This window comes from Prodigiosinella aquatilis (assembly GCA_030388725.1).
Classification (GTDB): domain Bacteria; phylum Pseudomonadota; class Gammaproteobacteria; order Enterobacterales; family Enterobacteriaceae; genus Prodigiosinella; species Prodigiosinella aquatilis.
This window is the reverse complement of the sequence record CP128857.1, coordinates 2,366,710-2,378,721: the sequence shown is the minus strand read 5'-3', so window position 1 is coordinate 2,378,721 and position 12,012 is coordinate 2,366,710. Positions and strand designations below refer to the sequence as shown.

The following is a 12,012-nucleotide window of genomic DNA, read 5'->3' as shown; positions in this document are numbered from 1 at the left end:
CCTTAATCGAGGTTGGCGATATCGATGCTGTCTTGAACGGTAGACGTTTGTATATTTAGAGGTTTTCCCTCTCCTTTCCCGATGCGGTAGGTAAACCAGATGTCAAGGTTAATGGTACGCAGCGCGGAATCTATTTGGTCGGCGCTAAAGATCTGAGGGTTTACACCAGATTCGGTAAACAGGAACGTTTGCTGAAGAGAGGCATTCCCATCCGTGGGCAGGTAGGGGTAGCTGGCAAATACCACTGCTTTATCTATCTCTTGCCAATCCATGCTGGCGGAAAGCGTCAACACGCGTTGGTGATATAACGATGAAAAGAGAAAAACATCCTGGCTGGTCACTTCGCTCAGTTGGGCAGAGATATGTGGTGAGTTGTCGGCTTTGCTGTAATTTTTGATTACTTCGAACTGATACAAGTCAGGATTCGGCAGCATGACCGGGTAGTTGTTCTTTGGCGATGCCTTAGTGACTTGGAATATTCGTGAGATGCTGCTGTCTGGTAGTTGGATGTGGCGGCAGTAAATGGTCACCAGAACAGACTGGTACCACTGCCAGTTAAAGTGGCTTGCCGCTTCTATGACAAAATCATAGCGGGCATATACTGACTCAACATCTAAATAAACCTCGGTTAATGTGGTGTTCATACGGTCGGACTGAACCGAGGTCACGCTGCCAATAGCCTGATTGAAATAGACGGTGAAGTCGTACTCCACAGGCCACAGCATTTTTCCGGTTTGGCTGTCCGTTATGCTTGGTACTTTGAAGATTTTGGGCTGTGTGTCATCATGATCGAAGACTATTTGTTGGCGCTTTTCACCGCCGTAGCGAAATGAAACCACTACCAATTGAACATTGCTATCCAGAGTTGAAGAAAGTAGATGGGCTGTGATTATACGGTCGGCGAAAAAGTCATCCTGCAGATCACATTTCGTCACCACGCGATCGACCTGGTAGTCGCTGCCTTCTACCAGTTCGGCAAATAGCGCCTGAGGGTAAAGTGAACGTTTTACCGCGGTAGTTTCTGTCAATTTAGCGCTTAAGCGGCGCTGATCAATATCCTCAATAGAAATTCGTTGTAAATAGAAACCGAACTTAGGTTGAGGTTGCTGTGGAGCGGTGGCAAAAACTGGCGTAAAAAATTCGCTGGTGAGGATCTGGGTCAACTCATCACCAGCCTGTTTGATATGGCTGTCGGGATCAGTTTCTTTGACCTTGATCGTCACTATCTTTTTACTGATTAACTTCGAAGAAATCTTCTCAATATCAAGAGAAAAAACCAGAAAGTTGAACCCAAACGATTCTTTTAGATAGTGGTACACCTGATCCCAACTCGCCTCCAGTTCAAACGTGGAGGGGGGAAGTTGCAACAGATAGTCAATCTTGTAGCTGATGGCGATCGGCGTGGACGCGGGCGTGCTCATCAGCTTCGCCAACAGGGCGATATCATTGACTGAGGTTAATTTTCCCAATAGGTAGCAGTCTTGCTGGCTATTTAACGCTGTTTTACTGGTCTGGCCGGGAATCATCGCGGGAACATCCAATGTCGCGCTACAGGCAATAGCCTGCAGTGGCAATAATATCGCTTCACGTGGGATATCCGGGCTGGCATTGGCCGCTGCCTGTGCGGCTTCAGGGCTACTGGCCAGTTGAGTTCGTAATGACAGCGTCGCATAGTAAACATCGTTCGGCTGGCTACTATTTCTGAAGATCTGTAACTGTACGGCGGGTTGATTGCTGGCAGTAACCACAATACTTGGCGCTGCGGCACAGTAATAGAAAATGGGTCTATCCGGATCAGCACGGATAAAACAGATGTTTTGCGCAACAATTTGGCTGTACATAGCTGCAATCCATGTGAATGAAAAAGGAAGCAGGGCAATACTAACTAAACCTTGTTGCCCTGCGTTATTTCAGTCTATTAACACGGAACCACAATGATGTTTCCAGCCACCTTGCCAGTGATTACCTTCGGATCGCTTCCATCGGATAAATACACCATGGCGGTGTAGTCACTTTGCGGAGCGTTGTCAGCTTCTTGTGGCATCAGATTAAAGTTTAGGATCTTTATAATTGTCGGAGTGGTAAATTCGGTCAGTACGATATTTTGCGTTTGCTTAAAATTGTGGTTTGGATAGTTCACCACCATTTCAAAGGTGATCAGCTGAATATCCTTTCTTTTCTGTTGGAAAATAATGGTGTAATCCTGCGAACGTGGCAAGGCATTCGCTATTTGAATCTGGTTGGCCCTTGTTAAGCCATATCCTGGCATTTGTGGGTCAGTGTTTGCTCCAGCCGGGATATAGGTCAGATTGTTGCCGTCCTCGGTATAGTATGTGGCGGTATAAAAAACCGGGTTATCCACCTTGATGCCGATGGGGTAAATAAAAGAGGGGATTTTATCGTTTGATGCAGCGGTAACGATCTGGCTGTCGATTTTGGGCTCAATTCCGTGGCTCGAATCAGAATATTGCGTTTTCACTACCACCTGCTTGAAGGTTTTCCATCCTATCGGGTCGATCAGTGTAGAGATGTCGGCATAAACGATACCGCATTGGGCAACGTTAATAGTTTCAACCAGATTGTCGGTGACCAGAATCTCTCCCGAACGATAAGGTTTGGCATGCATACCGGAAAAGTTGACTATATAAGAATAACTGTAGCTGCGGCCTAACTCTGGTTTTATAAACCATTTATCTGTTTTTTTCGGTTGGCTATTCGTTGGATCAAACACCAGTGTGTTGACATTATCTTTGTCATATTTGGCGGTGACGACAATTGTTGCGACGTTATATTTTGCCAGATCGTGGGTAACATAGAATTCAGGTTGCAGGTATTGATAGAAAGGATCATTAAGATCGTACTCTTTGAAATACTCACTCAACTGGGCTTCACCCACAATAGATTTAATCGATGGCAGTTGGGTTTGAGGCGCAATAGCAAAGGAAACGACTGAGTTTTCTTCATAGATACGGGTAAAACTTTGAGTGTCTTTCAGGCTTTCTTTGAATTTATCGAAACCGCCGGTGTCATTCAGCAAATCAAGGCTCATGTCGAGCCCCGTCTGGCTACTTAAAATCTGCTCAATCTGTTTTTGTCCCCAGGCGCTTAGACCCTCTTTCCATTTAAGGTATTGGTCCTGACTCATCCCCATTTCAGCAGCGGTCAATCCGGTAAATACATCAATGGTGATAGCCCCTTTTTCGATATATTCGCGCTCAATCTTTTTCTCATCAGCCGACCAGGTATGCCGGTCAATGGTCTGCGTCACTGCTTTGGTTTTTTCGCTATCGTAGCTTACGGTGACTTTTGCCGCTGGTAGGGAAGCATCCAGGTTGAAATTAAAGCGAATGCCGACACTGGCATTCTGGTCAGTGCCTTTCAGCACTTTTTCAAACAGGGTTGCACCTTCACCGGTCAATGACAGACTGAATACGGTATTGTTATCCCCCAGACCTGAAGGTGACAACGAGGTTGGGATTTGGCGATAGAACGCTTTGTTGTCATCCAAAATCAGTGACGCCTGACTGGCGGTATATCTGGGTTGCAGGAGTTTGATTTTCTTTGCATCTTCCGGCATCAACTGCCCCAGGAACTGGTCATCGCCTTTGCTGCTATCATACAAAGCGACATACGTACTGGCTTGCTCATCATTCAGGCTGGCATTTCTTTGTGCAGTAGTCATTGCATCCTTTTTGGCCTGATCAGCGGGATCTGCTTTATAGGCTTGTTCCGCCTTGACGTACGTGACGATCAGCTTTGACTTCGCGGCCAGTTGGGTCGAAATACCGCCAAACAACTGAACGCAGATCTTGTCTTTTATCTCATCTGTCGGCTGCGGCAACATAACGGTGAATTGAGCGTATCCACCTTGTTGTTCATTGCTGCGATACTTATAGAACATAAAGCTCGGCCTGCCATCCAGTGACACGAATACCGGTATTTCAGGCACAACGTAATAAATATTTTTGTCAATGCTGTCACCGTAACAGGTATAGGCATATTCCCTGATGCCGAGATAATTAACGGGAATTTTGACTGATTGCTGCAAAGCGGTGGTTAACATAGGGCGTTCCTCTTGTGTATGTTACTTGTTGTATTGCAGTGTGATGGGGCTGACGGCAGCCTGTTGCGAGCCGGAGTCATAGTGTTTGGAGAAAAAGGATGACGTTTCTCCTTGCCAGCGATATTCAATCCGGCTGTCCAGCGCATCTGAATGGGCATTAATCCACCAGTTTGCTTGCCATGCCTTCTGTGCGGGAAAAGAAAAATGAAAGGTCTGTTTTCTCGCATGGCCAGCAGGAACATACTCTGCATTGCCTGAAATCGATTTAAAGTAAGAACTCAGATGGCTGGCTTCAAACAACACGCTGTAATAACCAAGATCTTGTGGGGAAAGTGTGATCGCGTCTTGCCACAGCAGTTTTTTTTCATAAGTGGAGTAGTCAGAGAAGCCTACTTTTAGAGTGATCTCGATGACTTCCGATTCCGCCGTTAAGGTGACGGGAGGGAAATCGGGCCACGTCATGCTCACTTTTTCATCTGCCCAACTCAGTTCCATAGACAGAACTTTGAAGTCCTTGGCCTCAAAACCCAGTTTAATAATACACTCATGATGTTCTACCGGTTTGTCGGGGCGTTTAGGTTCGGGTAACGGTGACGAATCAAAAGTGACAATGCTGCTGAAAGGGAACCGGCTGAGCAGGGAGGCAATATCCAATGCGTGCTCTAGCCTGTATTGTTGTGGCACGCTGTTGCTGTAGCTGACGTCATAGCTCACCTCGGTGGGAAGTTCGTCCAGCGATGATACGTTGCGCAAAGTAGCGCTGACGAGACTTGCCGCCAGATTTATCAAAGCGTTTTTCACTTGTTCTTGGGTCTGTGCCGAGGGCGTATTCTCTACCTGTTGGTGTAACACAATAATGCCGGCATCAATTTGCTGGTTTAACAGGCGAGTGATAGCCGCAGGCTCACGGGCCTGTTCCGTAAAGGCCAGAGTCAAAAACGCGATCCAGTCTGTTTCAAGTTTTGCGTTGACGCGACTACTAACGCTAAATTGGCTTTGTGTTATCAGATAGACCTGATTTTCGCCTCCCTGAATGGCACCGACCAATTGGGTGGCTTCATCATGAGTGAGCGGCATTTTTGACTGGTCAAACGCAACATCATAAGACGCACTGACTGGCTGGTGAATAAAACGTAGAAATAGTGCCTGTTGGATATCCTCTTGTACCAGGCTGATTTGCCCCGGTTCAGGGACGAAATTTTGTCTGATATAGTCTTCCAGTGCCGTTTCATCCACAGGGAGAGCGGGGGCGATAAAGGTAGCTAGCCCGCCGCCGGGACTGGTAATTAAATGCAGGGCGCTGACATCGCTACCCGAACTATCAACCACCACTTCCGGGATAGAACGACCGTAGGAAAATTGATCTGGTTGCGCCGTTTGGTCGTGAAACGCAAAGGCTTTATCAAGCATGAAAAAGTCTTGCAGAGTTTGTTCTGGATTCAAAAATTCAGTCTTCATTTCTCACCTTTGATATCAATCGTTTGATCGCCGGTAACATATTCCGACCAGGGGCCTGTGCGGGTTTTGTAACGAAAAGAGCAGGCAAAAATCGACGTGACGTTCCACTTGTATTCGAAGACGTTTTGTTGATGTGTAAAGGTGTGATCCGTAGTACCGATTTCGTTTTGTGCCTGAAATATCAGGGACTCACTGAGGCAATTGGCAGGCAGGTGGACGGTGATCCGCGCCTGTTGCGCACCAAACTGCGGGAAACTGTATGCACCAAGCGTTGTGGATTGGGTAATAGGCGTTTGCAACTTAACGGTCCCGGTGCCAGATAATTCACATGCGGTGATGCTAGCGTAGGTATTTTCGCCGATGATGGGGCAACTGAAATCAGGGGCTGACTGAGTTAGTTCCAGACTCTGTAACCAATCTGCCGAATGGTAGATCCCCTCAATCTTGCTTTGCAGAGCGAAGTCTGGGTCAACATTGATCGATAGAAATTTGCAAGGCAAAGCGGAGTAATCCAGAACACATGTATTGCCGCTGCATTGTTTCAGCTCGCCGACAATTGCACGGTAAGTTCCTTGTTGCGGGTAGTTAACACAAATTTGGTATTGGAATACTGGTTCTCCTTGTGAGTCGTTATTTTGGAACAGAAAGGTCAAACGACTTTTATCCTCACTGAGTGACTGTGTTTGTGTCTGTGCGAGAGGATAAAGGTTTCCGGCCGAAAGGATTACCTGAATATCAATCGAGATATTTTTTTAAGCCCTAATGGAAACGTGTAAAAGATCTCGATATTTAGTCGACCCGCAGGCAATGGCGGAGCGGTGGTGCGATGGATTATAGTCTCGGGATATACCTTGGCAATTTGCTGCGCGGCTGTAAAAGGATCCAATAAAAAGCAAAGCGGGCGCTGACCCAGTACCACTGTATTCAAGTCGAAAATCACCCGGCTGTTGTGTGCTGGTACGGTCAGGCAAATTAACGCTGTATTACTGCTGGCGGGACCGGTATAGGCTGAACCGAGCAGGTTGTATAACCGGTCAAGAAAGGCCTGGCTGAAGAGCAGCGTTTCAGCAGGATCGGTCAGTGGGAATAGCGGGCTAATGGTCAACAGCAATTGGCCGAGATGTTGATACACATATTGTGTTAACTGGGCATAGTCAAATATGATACGACCGTCGGGAAGTGATTGAGTGTTTTTAACTTTCTCGGCTAATTCAAGGATCAGCAGACGGGGATCAAATTCGACGGAATACGCCAACCGCGGAGAGACGCCTTCGACAAATCCATCCAACCGGGCATTAAAACCAATGGTGTCATCCAGTAGGGTCTTTTCAATCAGTTGAGTACCCGCTGAGTCCAGTAAAATAAGAAACTGGATACATTGTGCTGAATACCATGTTGCGTCATAACTTTCCTCGGCCAAATCACTATGGTATTCAATCGGTACATCAAAACCCAATGCTCCTGGCACAATGGGCAGAACGCGTATCGCTTGGTCAGGATGTTGTTGTTTGAAATGTGCCAGGTCTTCTTTACTGGCGAACTGAAATTCTGTGGTGAAATTCAGTCTCCCGTAGATACTTTCGGTACTGTAACTGCGAATAATATCCAAAGAGAACGCCAGAGGATGGGTTGCAAGTATACAGACTGCGTCAGGGTATAAATAATAAGCGTTATTTTGCAGATAAAGAGCGGCAAAACGTTGGCCACCACTGGTTATTATCTGTTGAAAGTCTGGATACCCCTGGTACATGATATTATTTACCCACAGAGTCGATATAGTTTTGATAATCCTGATGCCATTCAGCTGGCAGTCGGCTCAACACATTGACGGGGCGTCGATAATATTCATCTTCATAAGCCGATTGCATCAGGCTATCGCCCACTGATACGCCATTTGCATATAAGGTGTTATTGCCATAAAGGCCATCATCGGTGGGGTCATCAACAGATAACTGCAGGTTATATACTGCTATTTCACCTTCCTTTTGTTTAATTGACTCAATATGGCATTTTCCATCTTGAGTGATAAGCTCGCTGGATAGGCTTAATTCGCGCGCGAGGACCACACCGAATGAGGTGCAAACAGGGTGCCCCAGGCTACAGATCAGTTTTTTCTTTTTATGTTTAGTTCGTTGTAATGTAATTTCAGCATATTGGTGTTCTTTCCCAGTAACAACATCTTCTACTCTGAGAATTTTTCCATTTTGTGAACGAACGAATTCACCAGCAATAATATTGTCAATGGTTTTTTCATTACCATCTTGCATAGTAATCCGTGTATCTTTGCCAAGGCAACCGTAAACAATGCGCATCGGTTTTATCTTTTTTGTGTTCAAAAAGCGCTGTTCCGGTTCGATACTTTTGGGGGCGTTAGTGATAAAACTGACAACGCTTTTTCCCTCTACATTGAGGTTGACTCTAAATACGTAGTAGACCTCTTCACCTGACTCAAAATCGACTTTTTTGAACTGCAACCAATCCAGATCCCACGACAGAGTATTCCCGCTGATACGAGTATTCGGGCTATTGAAAATAGGGTTGTCGCTGACCGGTGTAATGGGATCGCCACCTGCACGCTTACGAATAAGATAGATTGAATTATTGGCCGATACCGGTTTGCCGCCACTGAGGTCAATGTTACCAAAATAAGAGATATTACCTTTGATCGGGACACTGACTACGTTGTTGTAATTATGTCGATAATCGCAGTCGGTTTCATTACGGGTTAAGCAAATTTTTATTTCACTGTTATGGTTGATATCCGTGGGGGAATCATTAGTAATCTCTTTAGGATAACTTTGGGTGACGAGGATTTCCGCACCGAAAACTGTAGTATGACCAATGGTTTGGGCGAAAGTATAAATAACGACAACCATATAGTCAGAAGTCTTCAAACTTTTTGAGAACGTGCCATTGGCCTGGACCACACAGTCTGCCGTGTAGACATATGTCTTGCTGTACTGCACTGTACCAACGTTATTGGCCTCCCCGTCAAAAATACCCAGTGTTTGGGTCACATTGGTTGCTGATACCGGCAAGGATCCAATGGCGCTGGTGAGGTACGCGTATCCGTCTTTAGAATCCAGCCCGACAATACTATAGACCGGGTAGGCAGAACTGTTGCTAGCCAGGCTCAGCGAACCATTGTTACGTTTAAGACTCTTTTCCTTAGACCAGCACTGCGTAAACTGTGGATAGTTATTTTTTGTAATGCCCGCCAGTTTTAATTGAATGTCATAAAATCTGACTAATAGAGGATCATTTGGCTGAATAATAAATATACCCATGTTGGCGTATTTGCTAACAACTTGTTTAATGACATCTTTTTCTTCTGAAGAATAGCTTTGTGTATTCATAATATGAGTACTCTATCAATTTAAACATGAAAATCCGCAAGCTATCGCGCAGCCAAGGGAATAATGTTATTTCATTCACATATCGCTTTATAATGCATGAAAATTATATGTCTAATAAGCTTTTATATTTATACGCGTATGGAGTATGAGTATAAAGTACGAAATAGTATGATTATTAAGAACCAACCCTTTATGTTGAAAAATAGCAATACAAGTTAAAAAAATCAACCAACACCTAAAAATAAATATTCCCATATATAACAATTAAATGGTCAATAAAATTACAATACTAAAAATAAAGTTAGCATTGGCGTTTAATCTCTTTAAAAGCAATGTAATAACAGATTTTTCCACCAAAGTTAGTTCTAGATAAAATAGAAACAAATGTTATAAAAGCATATGTAATTATTAGTTACTTAATCGGTTATATTAGAAATAATTAGCTTATTAAGTAAATTTTAAGTATTCTAATATATTAGAAATAGTATAAATAATTTCATACTCTCCAATGTTTTGATAAGTATTGCACGTTTACAGGCCTGCATAATACGCAGACTTGGGAAACAGAGTAAACAACTGGTTAATCCCGCGCAAATGCACCTAAATCAGGCTCACTTCCGGAAACTGATGCAAATTTCTTTACACCCTTCGTCAATTAATTGCGATGTAGAGGATAAACGGAATAATGAGGTGTCTGGTAATTTAAGTGATATTTCTCTATAAAAATCAATTATAAGTCTCTGGCAGGGTAGTAAGAAAAATAGAATTGTAATGGAATCAAAGTATTAATAAGTCTGTTTAATAAAACTCGGGTAGTATTTACGGGATGATTTTGGCTTAGTAAGATAGGAATATATAGTCGGAAATATTACACATGCTCATTAAAAATGATGTCACTAAATTAAATTCCCACCATAAATTAGTTACAACATACTTATTGCTTGCTTATAATAGACCACCCATCTGCAAGTCATGTGAAAATACCGCCAAAAGGCGGTATTCATTAAAACGCCTAACAGGAATAAAAGGAATTATAAGCCCCGTTTTTCCATCAGCAGGGCCAGATCAACCAGACGGTTTGAAAAGCCCCATTCGTTATCATACCAGGCAAGAATTTTGACCAGCTTACCACCGATGACTAGCGTAGAAAGTCCGTCAATAATGGATGAGCGCGGGTCTCCGCGGTAGTCGCTCGATACCAGTGGTTCTTCGCTGTAGCCCAAAATGCCTTTGAGCGGGCCGGATTCAGCGGCGTTACGGAACGCAGCATTAATTTCTTCAATTGTCACTTCACGTTTCAGATTTACGGTCAAATCGACGATGGAAACCACCGGAACGGGAACCCGCAGCGAATAGCCGGTCATGCGGCCATCCAGTTCCGGGATGACTTTACCTATCGCTTTCGCCGCACCGCTGGAATAAGGAACAATCGAAACCGCGGCGGCACGCGCACCACGTAAATTCTTTTCAGGTTGATCGTGCAACACCTGACTGTTGGTATAGGCATGAGTGGTGTTCATCAACCCGTGCTCAATCCCAAAAGTTTGATGTAGAACCTGGACAGCCGGAGCCAAACCATTTGTTGTGCAACTGCCATTGCTGACCACTTTGTGTTTGGCCGGATCGTACTGGCTGTCATTCACACCCATGACGATAGTGATATCGTCGTTCTTAGCCGGTGCGGAAATAATGACGCGTTTCGCGCCACCTTTGATGATATGCACTTCAGCTTTGGCTTTTTCGGTGAAGAAACCGGTAGCTTCAATCACGATATCCACACCAACGCTACTCCATGGAATCGCTGCTGGATCTCTTTCGGAGAAAACCCGGATGGCTTTGCCATCGACCAGCAACTGGCCTTCACCCGCTTCGACATTAGCTTTTAACGTGCCGGATAATGAATCGTATTTCAGGAGATGGGCAAGGGTCTTACTGTCGGTGAGATCATTAATTGCAACCACCTGGAAATCGTTACGACCCAGCGCGGCGCGCAAGACATTTCGGCCAATCCGGCCGAATCCATTGATACCTACTTTGACCATGATAAATACCCCTTTGTTATCTTACTTGCATTTAATGTAGAGCGAAAGGAGATTGGCGTAAATGACAATAAAGGATCAATTTACGCCATCATGCGAGAGCAAAAGCGGTCTCTGTATTCTGTTGGTGTGAGCTGCAAATTTCTTTCGAAAACACGTCGCAGATTGAGGCCATTGCCAAAACCAGTAGTGAAGGCGATGTGCTCGATGTTTTGTTTCGTTTGTTCAAGCCGTTGTCTGGCGGCACTCAGACGAACTTCTTCAACATATTTAGCCGGGGTAATTCCGATTTCACGAGTGAACACGCGGGTGAAATTACGCGGGCTCATGGCGACGCGTTCCGCCAGATTTTCGACAGATAAGTCATCAGCAAGATTTTCAGAAATCCAGGACTGAAGATCACGAATCGGCCCTTCACTGGCCTGATTCAAAAGATAGCGGCTGAATTGAGACTGTCCTCCAGGGCGGCGGAGGAACATCACTAGATCCTGTGCCACATCGCGAGCCAGATTGAACCCATAGTCGTCCTCAACCAGAGCGAGAGTAAGGTCAAAACCAGAGCTGACGCCGCCTGACGTCCAAACATTCCCATCCTGAACATAGATCGGACCACGTTCGACCGTGACCTGAGGAAACTCGGCTTGCAGAGTATCAAGCAGTCGCCAATGCGTGGTGGCATGACGTCCGTCAAGCAGACCGGTTTTAGCCAAAAGCATTGCACCGCTACAAATGGAAACCACACGCCGGGTGTGGGGTGACGCACGTTGAATCCAATCAACGACGCTGGTGCCTTCTTCTTCGGTCAGGCCTTTGCCGGTAATCATGATGGTATCACGCGGAAGTTCAGGGTTGAGATCGCAAAGCCGGTGGTCGGCCAGCAGGTTCAAGCCTGATGCACCGTGAACTACATGATGCGGTTGCGTGGTGGCAACTGTCACCTGATAGGCCGAATTTGGCACCAGGCAATTCGCCTGCATAAGGATGTCGGCGATACCCGCCGCTTCGAACAACAAGCCCCCATCCGGGACGATAATCAGAAATGTAAGCATGGCATTAAAAATACAATTTGTATTAAAAATGTCAAGTTATGGATGTC

The 12,012-nt window shown here is 45.2% G+C and carries 8 protein-coding genes; all 8 read right to left on the bottom strand.

Annotated elements, in window-relative coordinates; all coding sequences use genetic code 11:
- Positions 1 to 2: 2 nt before the first annotated feature.
- A complete protein-coding gene (locus PCO85_11125) occupies positions 3 to 1,841 on the bottom strand; it encodes a hypothetical protein (GenBank protein ID WJV55886.1) in 1,839 nt (612 codons plus the stop codon).
- Positions 1,842 to 1,918: 77 nt separating this feature from the next.
- Positions 1,919 to 4,063, bottom strand: coding sequence for a hypothetical protein (locus PCO85_11120; GenBank protein WJV55885.1), 2,145 nt, complete (start codon positions 4,061 to 4,063; stop codon positions 1,919 to 1,921).
- Positions 4,064 to 4,084: 21 nt separating this feature from the next.
- Complete coding sequence (locus tag PCO85_11115; GenBank protein WJV55884.1) at positions 4,085 to 5,521, bottom strand: hypothetical protein; 1,437 nt, start codon at positions 5,519 to 5,521, stop codon at positions 4,085 to 4,087.
- Complete coding sequence (locus tag PCO85_11110) at positions 5,518 to 6,174, bottom strand: hypothetical protein (protein ID WJV55883.1); 657 nt, start codon at positions 6,172 to 6,174, stop codon at positions 5,518 to 5,520. The genes PCO85_11115 and PCO85_11110 overlap by 4 nt, the downstream gene beginning before the upstream one ends.
- Positions 6,175 to 6,245: 71 nt before the next feature.
- Positions 6,246 to 7,130 (bottom strand): hypothetical protein, encoded by an 885-nt coding sequence (locus PCO85_11105; GenBank protein WJV55882.1) that lies wholly within the window; start codon positions 7,128 to 7,130, stop codon positions 6,246 to 6,248.
- 145 nt (positions 7,131 to 7,275) lie between these two features.
- Positions 7,276 to 8,877 carry a hypothetical protein gene (locus PCO85_11100; protein WJV55881.1) on the bottom strand — a complete coding sequence of 534 codons (1,602 nt, stop codon included), beginning with the start codon at positions 8,875 to 8,877 and terminating at the stop codon, positions 7,276 to 7,278.
- 1,031 nt (positions 8,878 to 9,908) lie between these two features.
- Complete coding sequence (gene gap, locus PCO85_11095) at positions 9,909 to 10,919, bottom strand: type I glyceraldehyde-3-phosphate dehydrogenase (GenBank protein WJV55880.1); 1,011 nt, start codon at positions 10,917 to 10,919, stop codon at positions 9,909 to 9,911.
- An 80-nt stretch (positions 10,920 to 10,999) separates the two neighbouring features.
- Positions 11,000 to 11,965, bottom strand: coding sequence for a helix-turn-helix domain-containing protein (locus tag PCO85_11090; GenBank protein ID WJV55879.1), 966 nt, complete (start codon positions 11,963 to 11,965; stop codon positions 11,000 to 11,002).
- Positions 11,966 to 12,012 lie beyond the last annotated feature (47 nt).

What these genes read in the sequence shown, in the direction of transcription:
- PCO85_11115 (WJV55884.1), bottom strand. Translation starts at nt 5,521, where the DNA reads ATGAAGACTGAATTTTTGAATCCAGAACAAACTCTGCAAGACTTTTTC.
- PCO85_11120 (WJV55885.1), bottom strand. Translation starts at nt 4,063, where the DNA reads ATGTTAACCACCGCTTTGCAGCAATCAGTCAAAATTCCCGTTAATTAT.
- PCO85_11100 (WJV55881.1), bottom strand. Translation starts at nt 8,877, where the DNA reads ATGAATACACAAAGCTATTCTTCAGAAGAAAAAGATGTCATTAAACAA.
- PCO85_11125 (WJV55886.1), bottom strand. Translation starts at nt 1,841, where the DNA reads ATGTACAGCCAAATTGTTGCGCAAAACATCTGTTTTATCCGTGCTGAT.
- gap (WJV55880.1), bottom strand. Translation starts at nt 10,919, where the DNA reads ATGGTCAAAGTAGGTATCAATGGATTCGGCCGGATTGGCCGAAATGTC.
- PCO85_11090 (WJV55879.1), bottom strand. Translation starts at nt 11,965, where the DNA reads ATGCTTACATTTCTGATTATCGTCCCGGATGGGGGCTTGTTGTTCGAA.